The sequence below is a fragment of the Vibrio sp. 10N.239.312.C11 genome (genome assembly GCF_041466065.1).
GTDB lineage: Bacteria > Pseudomonadota > Gammaproteobacteria > Enterobacterales > Vibrionaceae > Vibrio > Vibrio tasmaniensis_A.
Genome location: NZ_JBFSRZ010000033.1, coordinates 12,970 through 28,863, shown reverse-complemented (window position 1 = coordinate 28,863; position 15,894 = coordinate 12,970). Strand labels below are relative to the sequence as shown.

The 15,894-nt window shown below is 43.6% G+C and carries 16 protein-coding genes; 4 read left to right on the top strand and 12 right to left on the bottom strand.

The window, feature by feature from the left end:
- Positions 1 to 3: 3 nt before the first annotated feature.
- The gene (locus AB6D07_RS14620; protein ID WP_004734935.1) at positions 4 to 501 is read right to left on the bottom strand and encodes a YgjP-like metallopeptidase domain-containing protein; all 498 of its coding nucleotides are present in this window, start codon (positions 499 to 501) and stop codon (positions 4 to 6) included.
- Between the two features lie 153 nt (positions 502 to 654).
- On the opposite strand from AB6D07_RS14620, the gene AB6D07_RS14615 reads away from it, so the two are divergent.
- The gene (locus AB6D07_RS14615; RefSeq protein ID WP_012604109.1) at positions 655 to 891 is read left to right on the top strand and encodes a glutaredoxin family protein; all 237 of its coding nucleotides are present in this window, start codon (positions 655 to 657) and stop codon (positions 889 to 891) included.
- Between the two features lie 577 nt (positions 892 to 1,468).
- On the opposite strand, the gene AB6D07_RS14610 is transcribed toward AB6D07_RS14615, so the two are convergent.
- Complete coding sequence (locus AB6D07_RS14610; RefSeq protein ID WP_017104416.1) at positions 1,469 to 2,341, bottom strand: LysR family transcriptional regulator; 873 nt, start codon at positions 2,339 to 2,341, stop codon at positions 1,469 to 1,471.
- Between the two features lie 110 nt (positions 2,342 to 2,451).
- On the opposite strand from AB6D07_RS14610, the gene AB6D07_RS14605 reads away from it, so the two are divergent.
- Positions 2,452 to 3,651 carry an MFS transporter gene (locus AB6D07_RS14605; RefSeq protein WP_017104417.1) on the top strand — a complete coding sequence of 400 codons (1,200 nt, stop codon included), beginning with the start codon at positions 2,452 to 2,454 and terminating at the stop codon, positions 3,649 to 3,651.
- 85 nt (positions 3,652 to 3,736) lie between these two features.
- A complete protein-coding gene (locus AB6D07_RS14600; RefSeq protein ID WP_012604112.1) occupies positions 3,737 to 4,303 on the top strand; it encodes a DUF1415 domain-containing protein in 567 nt (188 codons plus the stop codon).
- A gap of 38 nt (positions 4,304 to 4,341) precedes the next feature.
- On the opposite strand, the gene AB6D07_RS14595 is transcribed toward AB6D07_RS14600, so the two are convergent.
- Positions 4,342 to 5,412 (bottom strand): diguanylate cyclase, encoded by a 1,071-nt coding sequence (locus AB6D07_RS14595; protein ID WP_017104418.1) that lies wholly within the window; start codon positions 5,410 to 5,412, stop codon positions 4,342 to 4,344.
- Positions 5,413 to 5,599: 187 nt separating this feature from the next.
- Here AB6D07_RS14595 and AB6D07_RS14590 point away from each other — a divergent pair, with 187 nt between their 5' ends.
- A complete protein-coding gene (locus AB6D07_RS14590; protein ID WP_017059167.1) occupies positions 5,600 to 6,175 on the top strand; it encodes a nucleoside triphosphate pyrophosphohydrolase family protein in 576 nt (191 codons plus the stop codon).
- Positions 6,176 to 6,311: 136 nt separating this feature from the next.
- Here AB6D07_RS14590 and AB6D07_RS14585 read toward each other — a convergent pair whose 3' ends face one another.
- From AB6D07_RS14585 to btuC, 9 genes are all read right to left on the bottom strand, one after another.
- Positions 6,312 to 6,800: a GNAT family N-acetyltransferase gene (locus AB6D07_RS14585; RefSeq protein ID WP_017109820.1), complete on the bottom strand. Its 489-nt coding sequence runs from the start codon at positions 6,798 to 6,800 to the stop codon at positions 6,312 to 6,314.
- A 280-nt stretch (positions 6,801 to 7,080) separates the two neighbouring features.
- On the bottom strand, positions 7,081 to 7,182 hold the full coding sequence (gene cydX, locus AB6D07_RS14580) for a cytochrome bd-I oxidase subunit CydX (RefSeq protein ID WP_004734907.1): 102 nt from the start codon (positions 7,180 to 7,182) through the stop codon (positions 7,081 to 7,083).
- A 10-nt stretch (positions 7,183 to 7,192) separates the two neighbouring features.
- Complete coding sequence (gene cydB / locus AB6D07_RS14575; RefSeq protein ID WP_017104419.1) at positions 7,193 to 8,329, bottom strand: cytochrome d ubiquinol oxidase subunit II; 1,137 nt, start codon at positions 8,327 to 8,329, stop codon at positions 7,193 to 7,195.
- 12 nt (positions 8,330 to 8,341) lie between these two features.
- Complete coding sequence (locus AB6D07_RS14570; protein WP_372091967.1) at positions 8,342 to 9,928, bottom strand: cytochrome ubiquinol oxidase subunit I; 1,587 nt, start codon at positions 9,926 to 9,928, stop codon at positions 8,342 to 8,344.
- 142 nt (positions 9,929 to 10,070) lie between these two features.
- Complete coding sequence (locus AB6D07_RS14565) at positions 10,071 to 11,501, bottom strand: PLP-dependent aminotransferase family protein (RefSeq protein ID WP_029222780.1); 1,431 nt, start codon at positions 11,499 to 11,501, stop codon at positions 10,071 to 10,073.
- A gap of 236 nt (positions 11,502 to 11,737) precedes the next feature.
- Positions 11,738 to 13,192, bottom strand: a complete 1,455-nt coding sequence (locus tag AB6D07_RS14560) for a lytic polysaccharide monooxygenase (RefSeq protein WP_029222781.1) — start codon at positions 13,190 to 13,192, stop codon at positions 11,738 to 11,740.
- Between the two features lie 475 nt (positions 13,193 to 13,667).
- Positions 13,668 to 14,027: a DUF6559 family protein gene (locus tag AB6D07_RS14555; protein ID WP_017102182.1), complete on the bottom strand. Its 360-nt coding sequence runs from the start codon at positions 14,025 to 14,027 to the stop codon at positions 13,668 to 13,670.
- A gap of 29 nt (positions 14,028 to 14,056) precedes the next feature.
- Complete coding sequence (btuD, locus tag AB6D07_RS14550; protein ID WP_372091963.1) at positions 14,057 to 14,815, bottom strand: vitamin B12 ABC transporter ATP-binding protein BtuD; 759 nt, start codon at positions 14,813 to 14,815, stop codon at positions 14,057 to 14,059.
- Positions 14,802 to 15,797: a vitamin B12 ABC transporter permease BtuC gene (btuC, locus tag AB6D07_RS14545; protein WP_004734896.1), complete on the bottom strand. Its 996-nt coding sequence runs from the start codon at positions 15,795 to 15,797 to the stop codon at positions 14,802 to 14,804. The genes btuD and btuC overlap by 14 nt, the downstream gene beginning before the upstream one ends.
- Positions 15,798 to 15,894 lie beyond the last annotated feature (97 nt).

Below are 15,894 nucleotides of genomic sequence, written 5' to 3'. Positions count from 1 at the left end.
GGGCTACTTCTTTAAATCTAAATACATCATGAATAAACGGGCATCTAACTCAAGTTGATGATATTCCGGTTCCATGTGACAGCATAGTTGGTAAAAGGCTTTGTCGTGCTCTTTCTCTTTGATGTGCGCCAGTTCGTGTACCACCAACATTCTCAGCAAAGGTTCTGGCGCATTTTTAAAAACACTGGCGATACGAATCTCATTCTTCGATTTGATCTTTCCACCGTGATTCTTCGCGACGTAAGAGTGCAGACCTAATGCATTATTAATTAGGTGTATCTTGCCGTCATAAATCACTTTACTGATCGGTGGTGTTTTTTTCATATAACGATTTTTAATCTCAATCGCATAGTCAAACAGGGCTTTCTCGCTTTTTATTTCATGATTCTTTGGGTAGCGAGCTTCGAACCACGGCACCAACTTTCCCGATTCAACTAGTTGAGTTACCGGGTCGAGAATGTGCTTCGGGTAGCCTTGGATATAGCGTAAAGAAGGATGCATGCTGAAAGACCGTACAAGTTACACCACGACAATACGTTGTGGTCTTGAAAATTGAGCCGCATAGTGTAACTGATCACACTTTTCTAATCACCTAGGATTCGTTACACTTTAGTGAGATTCACCAAGAGCTAGACTCAAAAAGAGATTATAAAAATGAAACGTGTTGTATTGTACGTCGCAGACAAATGCCCGCACTGTAAAGATGCACAGCGCTATTTGGATTCAAAGAAAATTGTTTACCGCCTAACGAATGCAAAGATGCAGCGTGGTCGTAAAGAGTTGCAAGCGATGGGAGCTCGCTCTATCCCCGTACTTAAAATCGGCGACCAGGTGATGGTCGGCTGGAATCAGAAGAACTTCGATAAGATGTATAACTCAAAGAGTACCTAAGTGCTCTAAGCCAGTAATACTTCTATATAATAAAGCCCGAATGTCCAATCTAGGATACTCGGGCTTTGTTGTTCTATATTCATGACAACTTGTATATCGAAAATAAACAGGTCGCATTCTTGCAGTTTCTCTATATTACTAAATCCTTGTCAGACAAGCTTCTCATATAAAAAGTCTTTCGATAAAAAAGTCGATGCACCTAGCCTAGCCTTTGATTTTAAAAGCTGCATTACAATTAGCACATTTGTATTTTTCTTTAATACCAAGGATTCTGTCAAAAATATTACGACGAACTCTAACAATTCTTTGTTCTTTACATTTACACTTCATACTTAATGGCTTCAGTTTTTTTAACGTGGGAGGCGACATATTTAATACCTAATGTAAGTTAACAATCACACGTTCACCAAATAATAATACAACGCACCTCACAGTTTTATATTTAAATAGTGTGATGCTGAGCAATTAATCAGTAAAAGAACGTCATTTAAATGCCATAAAAATCACAAAATAACACATTGAAATGTAGTAGATATTTTACGTTAAATTTTTATTGATAGATAACACAACAAGACAATCACACGTAGCGCTTAACGAAATCAATAAAGGTTCGGTCCGCCTTCGACAAGTACCCTTCCTTTCTCCAAGCCAAAGATAGATTGAGTTTTACAGGATCTTTAAATGGCACCCCCACGACGTCTTCTTCGTATTCTGTGACCAAACTCAGCAGCGCAGTAATGGCAAACTCTCGTTTTACTATAGAAAGAATCATTGGCAATAAGTTGGTTTCGAAGGCGATGGTCATATCGAGATTGTATTTTTTACAGGTCGCATCAATGAAATCACGGTGGAAATAACCCGACTTGAACATAATCAGTTCTTGAGCGAAAAACTCTTCAAAGGTAATGAATGGTTGTGACGCTAATGGGTGTTCTTTACCAACAACAGCTAGCATCTCAGAACTCAACAAGTGATCGGTTTCGAGATCATCTGGGACATTTTCATGATTGATAACCCCGATATCCAGTTCGCCGTTTAACAGCATTTCACGAATCGAAGCGGTACCAGCATCTATAAGCGTCAGTTTTAGGTTTGGGTATTGGCTTTTAAAGGCCATCACCACCTGTGGGAAAAAGTAGCTCCCCATCATACTTGGAGCGCCTAATCGAACCTCGCCTTTTTCTAGTCCCTTTAGCTCATTCATTGCGAGTTGAGCATCATTGAACTGTTGGGCGATTCGCTTCGCATGCTCAAATAACACTTTGCCCTCTTCCGTTAAGGTGACGGATTTATCTCCACGACGAAACAGAATTAACTCCAATGTCTGTTCTAGTTTCTTAATGGAAATACTCAATGCAGGCTGTGCGATATGCAGCGCTTTGGCGGCCTGAGTGAAATTGCCAAACTGAGCAACAGCCAGAAAATGTCGAAGTGGTTTTGATTCAAGCATGTCGATATATTAATTATATAGAGGTGATATTTTTAATATATTTCTTTAATCACTATTGTACTGATAACTTGTTCACAAATAGCTTACTAACTCGCGCAGGCACAACGTAAATGTTTGATAAAGGCAGCCCTCAATACAAACGTATCACCCAATCATTGGCGATTGGATCGTTTATCATTTTCTGTAACCTTTATCTCTTTCAGCCAATCTTGCCGCACATGGCCGAGCACTTCCAAGTATCGGAAACTCAGATCAACTGGCTGTTTGCCGCGACAACACTTGGGCTTTCCATCAGTTTGGTGCCTTGGGCAATCGCATCTGAAACCTTTGGCCGAAAGCCCATCATTCTGTTCAGTCTGTTCGCTATTCCTTTGATTGGACTGAGCATGGTGTTCACGACTACTCTACTACAGCTTGTTATTGCTCGAGCATTCATGGGAATTGCAGTCGCTGCATTTGCAGGTGTGGCTGTTGCCTATATGGTTGAAGAGTTGTCACCTAAGGCATTCGCCATCGCGATTGGTGGGTATATTGCAGCCAACTCATTGGGTGGAATTTTCGGACGTGTATTGGGTGGCTTGATTACGGATTATTTTGACTGGCACGCAACGGTTTTGTTTTTCGTGGTCGGCTCCTTAATCGGCGCTCTCTATATTGCGTATAGTCTGCCTGACCAACAAAACTTCAAACCTCAAAAAGGGTTGTTCTTTCATCATAACCGCTCGGTTGTGATGCACTTAAGAAACCGTACCTTGTGGCTCGCGATGTTGATTGGTGGCGCTAACTTTGCTCTGTTCGTTAACTTGTACTCAGTAATGGGCTTCAGGCTTGTATCTGCACCTCACTCGGTACCCGTTGGTTTAGCTTCGCTGATATTCCTATGTTACTTAGCCGGTACGATAACCTCTAAACTTTCCAATAAATGGACACTTCGTTTTGACCCGTTAAACGGTATATTGATCGGCGTGTGTATCAGCTTAATTGGTATGTTGGTTTCTGCCGTCGACAAAGTCCCATTCATGTTAGCTGGGTTGTTATTGATCAGTGGCGGAGCTTTCTTCGCCCATACCCTAGCCTATTCTTGGGTAAGTCAAAAAGCACCGAGCGCGAAAGCGACAGCAACGGCACTTTACTTAGTTCACTATTACATAGGCGGGAGCTTGGGTGGTTTCTTACTCTTATATTGCTGGCAGTTGTTCGGTTGGAATGGTGTTATCGCCGGTGGTTCTATCTTCTATGTTGCGATATTTGCTTGGGTCTACCAGTTAAAACAACTTCAAGTGTCAGCCTCTAAACTCGCACAAGCATAAGTACGACTGAGGTTGTAACTCAATTATTGCTTTTGATTAACGTCCGTTCTGATATCCTACGCAAAATTTCATTTCGGAACCTGTTATGTCGAACACTCAAAGCTCAGATCTTCAAACCATCCATGACCAAGTAAAACAGTGGTTAGACGATGTCGTTATTGGCCTAAACCTGTGTCCATTTGCAGCTAAGCCACAACGTAATAAACAGATTAAGATCTTTGTGAGTGAAGCGAAAACGGAAGAAGCGTTACTAGAAGACATCATGACGCACTTTGTAGAATTAGATAACACGCCAGTCGCAGAATTAGAGACGACTTTGGTGGTTGTGCCTAACATGCTGCAAGATTTCTTCGACTACAACATGTTCATTGATTGGATTGAAGCCTTGATCAAGCAAGAAGATTGGGAAGGCGTTTATCAAGTGGCAACCTTCCATCCAGACTATTGCTTTGGTGGTGCGGATCCAGAAGACGATGAAAATCTTACTAACCGCTCTCCGTATCCGGTTTACCATTTGATTCGTGAAGCGAGTATGGAAAAAGTGTTGAAGCACTACCCCAACCCTGAAACGATTCCTGATACCAACATCGCGAGAGTTGAATCTTTAACACCCGAAGAGCGTCGTAAGTTGTTCCCTTATCTATTCAGTTAAGAACTAACCTTTGAGCTTTAAGAGCTGACAGCTTCAACTTACGAGTCTGAGTGTTCTTGATGATATGGGCGAGATATAAACTGATCTCGTCCATTTTGTTTAGCAATGTACAGGCATTCATCGGCAACTTTGATTAGCGAGTCTAATGCCGACATTCTCTCCCCTTTGCTATCTCCAGTACTCAACTCAAAATGACACGCACCGATTGATATGGTGATAGGCTTACTATCTAGTGTGATTTTCTTCATTTCTTGTAAAAGAGTCATGAACTTATCTTCAACACCACTTGGTGTACTATTTGGATACCAAAGAATGAACTCTTCACCACCAAAACGCGCCACAAACTCTCCATCTTGAATATTATTGCGCAGAACGTTTGCCACTTTCTTTAAAACAACGTCACCCATTTGGTGACCGTAAGTGTCATTAACGACCTTAAAGAAATCGATGTCTACGACGGCTAGTGTCCCTTTACCTAGAGAGCCTTTTAACTGCTCCACTTCTGCATTCAACGTTTTGAACAAGCAACGTCTATTTGGCAAATGGGTCAGAGGATCGTACATAGCTTGGTACTCTAACTTCTCATTCAGCTCTTTGAGTTTTCGTTCTTGCTGTCTTCTAACCAGTTCCACTTCGATCCATGAGGCCATTAACCGCATAACGTCGATATCGAACTCTTTAAACTCGCGATGATAGGGAGCTGGGCTTGAAAAGTTTAAGGTGCCATAAAGCTCATCATTGACGAAAATCGGGATACCAATATAAGACTCTAGCCCAAAAGATTGGTAGGCAGGATGTGTCGCATACTTATCATGTTTACCGCAATGCTCAATACAAATAGGGCCAACAGATTTGCACGTAATCTCACAATAGGTCGAACTATAGTCGAAGATATCGCCACTATTGAGCTCAACCCCTTCAGGTGTGACAGAGTGTTCAACTAAGTAAGTATTACCCTCGACTTTAGATAAGATACCAATATCAAGGTTGAAGCGTTCAAGCCCCATGATAAGCAGCTGAGCGATCTGAATATCGAACCCTTTTCGATAATCATTGGTGATTTGATACAAACGACGTATAACAACTTCACTTTCATTAGCTTGGTGCATAACTGTGATCCTACGACGGAGAACTGATTGGCAATATTACGTGTGGCCTACTGTAAATTATATATTAATCAATTAGTTTTTATGCAAGATACCTCATTAAACCAATGAATAAAAGTCGACTTTACGTTAGCACCCTATACCCAGCTTTGATAAAATGCACCATTAACGAAACAAAATGGATAGGAAAATGAACCTTTCTCAACTAAGCCAAGAAATCTACGATCACCTTTACCGCGATATTGAAGAGTTCCGTAGTACTTTTGATCTGCCTGTTGCTGCTCCTGAAACAATGGACGAAAAAGGCGATACGCTACACACCTCTCTAGCGATAGAAGAACTAACAGAACTTGCAGAAGCTGACTCTAAAATCGAACAAGCGGACGCTATTGTAGACAGCGTTTATGTTTTGATGGGACGTTTAGTTCACCTTGGCCAAGCTAAGGTAGAAGACAACCTAGCAATCAGCTACCTGATCGACCTGCTGTTGAATGTTTCTAAAAACCGCTCAATTGACTTCTTACCTTGCTGGGACGAAGTACACTCAAGCAACATGAGCAAAGTATGTCGCAACGAAACTGAATACGCTGAAACAGAAGCTTTCTATGCTGAGCAAAACATCAAGCTGATGGCTGTTCAAAAAGGCGAATACATCATCGCTAAGTGTGCGGAAGATTTCGTTTCTGAAGGCAAGACAGTTCGCCAAGGTAAAGTACTAAAATCAGTACACTACCGCCCTGCGAACCTTGAGCCTCTAACGGCTTAAGTAAGGCTACAACTGAAGCACTTTAAAGCCGCAGTTGACTGAAATCGAAAACGCCACGTTATTTTAACGTGGCGTTTTATTATCTATTAGAAAACCCTAGCTGTGGTAATTGGAGCCTTGTATTAGAAGCAGAACACTATACCAGTCGTGCCATGTGATAAGCCGCCACATATTCGCCATTTCTGAAAGCGAACCCAGCCGACTCTCCTTCAATAACAAAACCGAATTTCTTGTAGAGACTGATCGCTCTTTCGTTATCGGTGTACACCGTTAGCTCCAGTCGTTTGATGTTAATCCAGTTATCACACAAGTCGATCGCGGTCGCGAGCAGTTGACTACCGACACCTTTGCCTAATACATCATCTTTAACACCCATACCGAATGAAGCAACATGACGCCTTCTCGGGTTTACACACACTTCCATTCCCAAATTACCAACAATCTCATCGTCGATCATCGCGACATACGAGTACACGTTGTCGGGCATATTTGAGATTCGTTTCTGCCAGCTTTCCAGAGATGGATTTGGGAGTTGCAGCGTACCGGTATAAGCATTAGTGCATTCGTAAACTTCTTTGATTCCCTTTGCATCTGACGGTTCAGACCGTCTCACTATAATACTCATCGCAACTCCTACTATTTTCATCGCTAAATATGAAACACATCCTTAATGTGCACCTAGACACACTATCAAATAGTAAATATTTAACAATAGGTTAGATAAAATTGTTTTTATTAAATCTTATATAGAGTTGAGATATAGGTGTACTTAAAAGAATGCAGCTCACTCGATTTAAGTCTTACCATCTTTTACCTCGAAGGAAGAACCAAATCTTACGCTTTAGGAAGGCTCATAAAAAGACCAGAGCATCATGCTTCTGGTCTCTTTATGAATCAAAGGTCAATCAGAACTCAGTTTCTGAGTCACTTTTCTCTAGGCTGATGACATTCAAAACTGCAAATGCAGAGGCTAGAAATAAGCCTAATATCCAAACAAAATACCACATGAGAAACTCCTTAATACAGTGAATTGCCGTTGCGTTCGACATACTCGTTATCAAGTCGTCCAAACATGGTTCGGTAGCTGAACGCGGTATAACAAAGAATGATAGGCACCATCACAAACGCGACACCTGTCATGATGTTCAAGGTCAGTTCGCTAGAGGTTGAATCCCAAAGGGTTAAGCTATGGCTTGGATTAACACTCGACGGGATAATGAACGGGAACATCGAGAAACCCGCCGTTAAGATGATGCAAGCGTTAGTCAGGCTTGAACTAATAAAAGCAATCGTATCCCATTTCAACCTTGCGCCAATCAAAGCCAGCAATGGAATGGTCACGCTGCCGATCGGTGCAAACCACATCCAAGGGTACGTATCGAAGTTGGTTAACCAAGCGCCTGCTTGTGTGACGACTTCTTTGTTCAAAGGATTCGAAGCCGAGCTATGATCCATCGCACTGACTATCAGATACCCGTCAATATGGTTTATCGCCATACAGCCAATCACCATAAGGAAAGCGACAAATACAGCACTCGCCTGCGTCACTGTTCTTGCCTTTTTGTACACTGCGTCTGTGGTTTTCATCATCAACCACGCACCGCCTTGTAACAGCGCCATCAATAACCCGACTAGACCACACAAAAGCGCGAATGGGTTGATCAAATCGATAAACGAACCATGGTACTCAACCATCAAGAAGCTATTGAGCGTAAAAGGTAAGCCTTGCATCAAATTGCCAAACGCCACCCCAAACAAGATAGGTGGGAAGAAGCCTGAAAACGAAATAGCTAAATCACACACTTTTCGCCATTGGTCGTTGTCTATCTTAGCTCGGTATTCAAGAGCTAAAGGACGTAACCATAACGAGATAAGAGCCAAGTACATCGCAACATATAAGCTTGAAAACGATGTCGCATACACTAACGGCCAAGCTGCAAACAAAGCGCCACCTGCGGTAATTAACCACACCTGGTTTCCGTCCCAATGGGGTGCAATGGAGTTAATCATCACTCGTCTTTCAGAATTGGTTTTACCGATAAACGGTAACAACGCTCCAACTCCCATATCGAAGCCATCGGTGATCATAAAACCAATCAGCAACACACCGATTAGCACCCACCAAATTAAACGCAATGTGTCATATTCAAACATGAGTTAGTCACCTTATTGTTGAACTTGTTGTGCCAATTTGGCTTCAAGTGATGTTGTTGTTTGTTCATAGTGATAACGCCCCGTTTTCAAACAGCTTGGGCCTTTTTTAGCGACGGTAATCATCAAGTAACTTTCAACAATGATGAAGACCGTATAGAGGCCAATAATTAGCGCGAGAGACGTAAGTAAATTTTCAACGGTTTGCGAAGAAGCCGCGACCGCAACAGGGAGGATTTCACCGACCGCCCATGGCTGACGACCATACTCCGCAACAAACCAACCTGCTTCGATTGCCACCCAAGGCAACGGAATTGACCAAAGTGCCGCCTTCAATAACCAAGGCTTTTGCGTAATGTTTTTACGGTAGGTTTGTAAGAAAGCCGCACCAAAGACAAACAACATAATGAAGCCACAACCCACCATGATTCTGAATGACCAGAACAGAGGCCACACAGTTGGGATTGAATCATCGGCTGCTTGTTGGATTTGTTGTTCAGTCGCGTCAGTCACTGTATCGGTGTAACGCTTAAGTAATAAGCCATAGCCGAGATCGTGCTTGGTTTGATCGAAAGCTTGCTCTGTCTCATGTGAGGTATCGCCAGATCGCAAACGCTCTAGCAATTCATAAGCAATAATACCGTTTCGAATACGCACTAAATGTTGGTCACGCAAGTCATGAAGCCCTGTCACTTGCTCGTCCAAAGATCGCGTTGCAATAATCCCCATCACATAGGGAATTTTCACAGCAAAGTCGGTTTTGCCTTCTTCTTGATTTGGTAATCCAAACAAAGTAAACGCCGCAGGTGCCGGTTCGGTGTGCCATTCAGCTTCAATCGCCGCAAGTTTCACTTTCTGGACGTCACCCAGTTCATAACCAGATTCATCGCCAAGTACGATTACGGAGATAATCGATGCGATACCAAAAGATGCCGCTACAGCGAAAGAACGCTTGGCAAAGGCAATATCTCGACCTTTCAGCAAGTAGTATGAACTCACGCCAAGGATAAACATCGCACCGCAGGTATAAGCCGAAGCGACTGTGTGTAAGAACTTAACCTGAGCAACTGGGTTGAGCACCACTTCGGCGAAGCTAGTCATTTCCATACGCATGGTTTGGTAATTAAACTCCGATCCAATCGGATTTTGCATCCAACCGTTAGCAACCAGAATCCATAACGCAGAGAAGCTAGAGCCCAACGCCACCAGCCAAGTCACCACAAGGTGTTGGCGTTTTGATAGCCTTTCCCAACCGAAGAAGAACAGTCCAACAAAGGTGGATTCTAGGAAGAACGCGACAAGCGCTTCGATGGCTAAAGGTGCACCGAAAATATCGCCGACATAGTGAGAATAATAAGACCAGTTGGTGCCAAACTGGAATTCCATGGTTAAACCAGTCGTGACACCCAAGGCAAAGTTAATGCCGAACAGTTTGCCCCAGAAGCGGGTCATGTCCTGATAGATTTGTTTACCGGTGAGTACATAGATCGACTCCATGATCGCCAGTAAGCACGACATACCGATAGTCAGAGGGACGAAAAGAAAGTGGAACATAGCGGTTAGCGCAAACTGTAAACGCGACAATTCAACTACATCAAACATTTAAGCTCCAAACATCATAATGATGGCTTTCATATTAAGAATTGGAGCGTATTTCAGCACAGTTCTCACGAACCAAACTAGAACAGATTAATCATTAAAAAACAGAACAGATTTACTTATTAGACGAACGACTAGTCAGAGTTTAGCTGCAACTATTGGCTTGCAATTCCATTGCCTGAATCAAGCCGCCTAGCGTTCGAATGGCTTCTGCTATTTTGTCGTCACAAGCATACGAACAGTTGAGTCGAATGTGATGAGAGAACTTTTTGTCACTGCTGAATATGATTCCCGGTGCGACAGAGATGTTTTGTTCAAGGGCTAGCTCATACAGCTTCTCAACACAAACAGAGTGCGGCAGTTCTATCCAAATGAAGTAACCACCTTGGCTTTTATGAATCAGAGCACTCTTAGGCAAACTGGATTCTAACAATGCTATATGCGCCTTCTTCCTTTCATTCAAAAGCTTGCGAAGTTTTTTAAGATGGTTGTCATAACTATAAAACGTCAGGTAGTGAGACAGCCCAAGTTGGATAGGAATACTGCTCGAGAGCGTCGAAAGGTGCTGCAATCTCTGAATCTTTAACGCTTGTTTCCTTGCAACTACCCAACCGATTCGAAAGCCCGGCGACAGTGATTTAGAAAACGAACTACACAACATGATTTGCTCGCCAGTGTCATAGGCTTTAGCAGGCAAAGAGCTTTGATTACCGACGTGAAGTTCTCGGTATACATCGTCTTCGATCATCGGGATCTTGTGTTGATTCACCAATTCGGCCAGTCGTTGCTTGTTGCTGTCGCTCATAGAATAACCAACTGGGTTTTGCGATTCTGTCATGAACCAACACGCTTTGATGTCCATTGAAGCGAACACCGATTCCAACACATCAAGATCGATTCCGGTTTCTGGGTCTGTAGGTATCTCAACTGCCGTCAGGTTTAGCCTTTCAATGGTCTGCAACACGCCATAGAACGCAGGATACCCAATAGCGACTAAGTCACCCGGTTCGGTACAGGATTGCAGGCATAAGTTAAGTGCTTCCATTGCCCCAGATGTGATCACAATATCGTCGGGCAATACATCTAGCCCACCAGTTTGATAACGTTGAGCGATTTGCCTGCGAAGTGTTTCACTGCCCGGAGGAAGATTAGTAAGCATGCTGTTATCGGGCATTTGGCGACTGGCATTGGCTAAACTGCGCGACAATGCTTGATGCGGAAACAAGGCAGGGTCTGGAAATGCCGAGCTGAGTGGAATGATGCTAGGGTCTTTGGCTCGTTGAAGCACATCGTAAAGCAGGTCACTGATTTTAACGGGATACGGCTTGATGGCTTTTTGTTGCGTGTGTTCTGAGGTGAATACATTTCTGCGTGGTAACACGAAATAACCAGACTTGGGCTTTGAGCGCACATAGCCTTGATCCTCAAGCTGCTGATAGGCTTGCAGTACCGTCTCGATACTGAGTTTATAGCGCTTACACGCATCTCTAATTGATGGGATCTTCTCACCACTCAACCAGATGTTTTGTTCTATCTGATTCTTGATTGTATTGGCGAGTATCTGAGATTTTTTCATCAAAAAGTCTTTTCTATCTAATGTGTAAAAGATTACTAAACCGTGGATATTCGAAGCATTCGGACATTCAGGTATAACAGAGCCCTACCCTAAACCCAATTACCCTCACGGTCGACTTGTTTATCTCTCCCATAAGAAAAGACACCGCACTCATCAATCGAGTGTGGTGTCTTAATTACTGAGCTACTTAGCTACTTAGTTACTTAGTTACTTAGTTACTTAGTTTAACTAGCCGACTAGTTAGCTGGACGCCACACGCCCCATTGATCATTTTCGTAGGTCGCTTTAGGGTTTGTACCACCTTGAACCCACCATTGCGCTTTCCAAAACTGGTTCGAGTAAGTCACGACTTCGCCACCAAGGTAAGTCGCTGATGAATCCCATGTGCCTGGGTCAGGAGTCGGATCTGGATCCGGCGTTGGATCTGGGTCTGGTGTTACGCCACCGTCATCAGCAATTACTTCAAAAGTGAAGGTTTCAACACTTTCGCTTTCAATCGAGCTAGCCATAAACGATAGAGTTTCGTTTGCAGTGATGCCAGTGGTATCAACTACGATAGAAGCCGCGCCGTTATTTTGAATGCTTACTGAAGAACCTTGAGTTTGAGTTAATGTCGCCGCTTCACTTGTTGCAATCACAACTTTGTCGCCAGCATTCACTACGTTGTCACTCTTCACTAGCTCGTAGATGTCGCCTTTCAATGGTTCAACACCACCGTCGCCACCATCAATCAGCGTTAACTGACCAGAAGCACGGCTATCTTTTGAGTTGAAGAAGTTACGTGAAGGATCGTTTTGGAAATACATGTAGTGCTGCATTTCAGCGTGCCAGTCACCAATGAAGATCGCGCCATCTTTAAACTCTTCATGCCAGCCGTTAATCTCTGAAGCCAACAAGCGAGCCCAATCGTTAACGTTTGAAGCATCGATAACGATGTCGAAGCTACGCGCTACTTCACCGTACTTGTTGATGATGTCATATTTAACCGTATCACCAATTCCTGGCGTACCAAACTGGTCAGAAACAAACAGGTCGCCACGGACTAGATCAGGCACCGGACCCGGCTCTGGTGGAGGAGTTGTTCCCCCCGCGATAGTGATGTCTGAACAGTTGTAGAAGCCTTCACCTGCTGCATCGTCACGTTGCCAACGTACATATAGAATTGCGTCGCCAGAGCGGTCTGAAGGAATCGTTACGTTGATGCGGTATTTGCCACCACTTACAGGAACATTCCCAACTTCTTGGATAAGATCTAAATCACCCCACGCTAGGCCTTTGCTCAGGTCGGCGTTTGGTTTTGTTAGGTAGAACTCCCAGAATGACGGGTTGTGTGGTGCAGTCGCGTTGAATACATATTCAAATGTACCAGTGCTTAGCTCGGTGCGAGTCCAACCTGTATGAGGTGCTCCCATACCACGTTTTTGCGAATCATTGGCATAACACAAAGTGCCGTCTGGAATCGCAGCCTTTACAGCATTGATGTTGTTGAAGTCTTCAATGTTTTTGGCGTATTCGTTGCGTTGAACGAACGGGTATGACCCAGAAATCTCTTTTGCTTGAGCACACGCCGCATTTGGTGGCGTACCCGACCAAACCCCGCCTTGTTCATAACACGTATTCTGACGTGCACTTGGAAATTCAGACCAGCCATGAGCGTTTGCTACTGATGGTACGCTGGATAGCATAGCCATCCCCACTGCTATTTTAAGAATATTATTATTTGCTGTTTTCACTTTCCCACTCTCTATTATTTTACCCCCGTATGCAATATTGATTGGACATTGACTAATCAAGATTGCAGTTCGAGGGTTTATAGTTTCTGACTTAAAGAACACGGAAAATATATACGTCATAACTATCAATAAAAGTGGGATTTATTTTGAAAGGAATCAGAGTCACACAACTCAAAGAAATGCGTTAGAGATAGATGATATCGCTTCGAATTATCAATTTTTACCGACACAAATTACACATACCCCAGGAAAATAGCTCACTAGGAAGGTATTTTTTTGTTGAATTAATTCGAGTGAAGCGCTCGCATAAATAATGATATTGAGTGCTTTCTATCATTATTACTTTGTTGAGACTGTTGCAAAGTCGCTAAGCTATTAAGCGTATACGTTTATAAATCGACAAATCCTTAGACGTTAATTTAAACGAGCTAAACTAGTAGCGGCTATTCATGCCAAATCGATTCGACATATCATCGTCCATACGACCGCCCTTCCAACCGCCACCGCCTAACAAATTAAGTACATCACGCGCGTTATAATCCTCACCACCGAAGAAGTCATTAGACACATCATTGCGCAGCAATTGAATGGCTGGAGCAATTTCAGCAGCAAGGTCTTGTGGATCAGCAAACAATGCTAAGGCAACCAGTTGTTGGCGCTTACTCAATTCACATGAACTCGTTTCTACTTGCCCAATAGAGAAAAAATCACTGCTTCCGTACGCTTTCACCAACTTTGCAGAAAGTGATTTGATTACTTTCTTGATTCGTCGTCGTTGAATATATCTAAACATAGAGATTGCTTTGTATTGATGAGCCTAAATTAACCAAACAATAGGTAAGTTTGATTGTCGACCGAGATGCTTTTTACTTGCGTGTTAAATACGGATTCTAGCTGTTCAGGCACAAGCACTTGCTCTGCACTGCCTGATGCTTGTAGTACGCCCTTTTCGAGCAGCAGTACTTGGTCGGCATGCCTCAAGGTTCGGTTCAGGTCGTGGTTAGCCATAATAACCGCAATGCCCTTCTCAGCCACTCGTTCGATAAGCTTATACAGCAACGCTTCTTGAGCAATATCTAACGGCGCTGCAGGTTCGTCTAGGATCAGAAGCTTTGCGTAATGATTAAGCGTCGGCCAAATTTGCAGGCACATTCCCGCTAAACGAACGCGTTGCCATTCACCACCAGACAGTGTCTGAATGGAACGATGAAGTTTGTCTGCAATGTCTAGCATCTGGCTGATTTCGTCCAAAGCTGCGTTGATTTCAATATCAAGTCCGTGTGATGAACTTGGCAGTGACAACGCAAGGTATTGGAACACTTCTAAGTTGAAGGCAGGTCTTGCACTTTGACAAAGATAAGCACGATGCAATGACAAATCTTGCAGTGATAATACTGACAAGTCTTGTCCGTCGAGCTTTATATCACCTTTGTAGCCATCACCAACGCCAGATATCGCTTCTAATAAGGTACTTTTCCCACTGCCATTAGGACCGATGACATGAGTCACCTGTCCTTGCTTGAGCTCAAACGATAGAGGTAATAAGCGAGCGCCGACGCTCAGGCTCTTAATTTGAATCATGATTTTTAATTAACATCCAAATGAAGATTGGTGCACCGATACTGGTTGTCATCACACCCAAGGGTAATTCTGCAGAATCGAGTAATGTACGTGCGCAAATATCAGCAAACACCAGTAACGCGGCACCGGCAACGGCAGACAAAGGAAGAAGGTATCGGTTGTCGGTACCAATCGCTAAACGCAGTAAGTGTGGCACCACCAAACCCACAAAGCTGATCACGCCACCTAACGCTACTGCGCAGCCGACTAAAATAGACACAGCGAAGATTAGACGCCAACGTAATCTCGGAACGTTCACGCCTAACTGCGCAGCATGGGTCTCGCCAATCATGAGTTTGTCTAGCTTGCTACCTTGCAGGCACAGCCAGATAATCACGGGGATCATTACTAAGGTGAGCGAGTGTTGGTACCAAGTGACGCCACCTAAGCTGCCCATCAGCCAATACATCAATAAGCGTAGGCTGAGGTCATCACTAAAATAGAACGCCCACGTCACCATCGCGCCAGAAAGAATGCCTAACGCAACACCCACCAGCAATAACTTGGCCGTAGTCAGTCGCATCGTTTTAACCATGCTCACTAGAATCACGGTAAAACAGAGTGACCCTAAAACGGCGGCAATCATGAACAGTTCTGGTGTAGGAGCAAACGGTAAGAAGAACAGCACGATCACCATCGCTAAGCTTGCACCACCAGAAATGCCGAGCACACCGGGCTCTGCTAACACGTTACCCAATAAGACTTGTAAGCTTGCGCCAGATACGGCTAACCCTGCCCCGATAGCAATAGCCGCCAATAGTCGAGGTAAGCGTAAATCAATCAGTAGTTTTTGTTCTAACGTGGACAAGGTGCCCAAAGGGGAAATGAAAAGATCGCCAACCATTAGGTAAATCGCACTCAGCGCGACAAGCAGTGCTGCCATCAGATAAATGGCTCGGGTCCATTTGCGCTGTTTTTGGTGAAGAAGTTGTTGGAAATCCATATCAAGCTACTTTGAAATTGTTCGCGTAACCTTACCTGTATCCCCAAATAAACTCAAGGCTCACACCGTAATGTGAACCTTGATATTTCAACCAGTT

What these genes read in the sequence shown, in the direction of transcription:
- AB6D07_RS14600 (WP_012604112.1), top strand. Translation starts at nt 3,737, where the DNA reads ATGTCGAACACTCAAAGCTCAGATCTTCAAACCATCCATGACCAAGTA.
- AB6D07_RS14605 (WP_017104417.1), top strand. Translation starts at nt 2,452, where the DNA reads ATGTTTGATAAAGGCAGCCCTCAATACAAACGTATCACCCAATCATTG.
- AB6D07_RS14620 (WP_004734935.1), bottom strand. Translation starts at nt 501, where the DNA reads ATGCATCCTTCTTTACGCTATATCCAAGGCTACCCGAAGCACATTCTC.
- AB6D07_RS14560 (WP_029222781.1), bottom strand. Translation starts at nt 13,192, where the DNA reads ATGGCTATGCTATCCAGCGTACCATCAGTAGCAAACGCTCATGGCTGG.
- btuC (WP_004734896.1), bottom strand. Translation starts at nt 15,797, where the DNA reads ATGGATTTCCAACAACTTCTTCACCAAAAACAGCGCAAATGGACCCGA.
- AB6D07_RS14585 (WP_017109820.1), bottom strand. Translation starts at nt 6,800, where the DNA reads ATGAGTATTATAGTGAGACGGTCTGAACCGTCAGATGCAAAGGGAATC.
- AB6D07_RS14610 (WP_017104416.1), bottom strand. Translation starts at nt 2,341, where the DNA reads ATGCTTGAATCAAAACCACTTCGACATTTTCTGGCTGTTGCTCAGTTT.
- AB6D07_RS14555 (WP_017102182.1), bottom strand. Translation starts at nt 14,027, where the DNA reads ATGTTTAGATATATTCAACGACGACGAATCAAGAAAGTAATCAAATCA.
- AB6D07_RS14570 (WP_372091967.1), bottom strand. Translation starts at nt 9,928, where the DNA reads ATGTTTGATGTAGTTGAATTGTCGCGTTTACAGTTTGCGCTAACCGCT.
- cydB (WP_017104419.1), bottom strand. Translation starts at nt 8,329, where the DNA reads ATGTTTGAATATGACACATTGCGTTTAATTTGGTGGGTGCTAATCGGT.
- AB6D07_RS14595 (WP_017104418.1), bottom strand. Translation starts at nt 5,412, where the DNA reads ATGCACCAAGCTAATGAAAGTGAAGTTGTTATACGTCGTTTGTATCAA.
- btuD (WP_372091963.1), bottom strand. Translation starts at nt 14,815, where the DNA reads ATGATTCAAATTAAGAGCCTGAGCGTCGGCGCTCGCTTATTACCTCTA.
- AB6D07_RS14615 (WP_012604109.1), top strand. Translation starts at nt 655, where the DNA reads ATGAAACGTGTTGTATTGTACGTCGCAGACAAATGCCCGCACTGTAAA.
- AB6D07_RS14565 (WP_029222780.1), bottom strand. Translation starts at nt 11,501, where the DNA reads ATGAAAAAATCTCAGATACTCGCCAATACAATCAAGAATCAGATAGAA.
- AB6D07_RS14590 (WP_017059167.1), top strand. Translation starts at nt 5,600, where the DNA reads ATGAACCTTTCTCAACTAAGCCAAGAAATCTACGATCACCTTTACCGC.
- cydX (WP_004734907.1), bottom strand. Translation starts at nt 7,182, where the DNA reads ATGTGGTATTTTGTTTGGATATTAGGCTTATTTCTAGCCTCTGCATTT.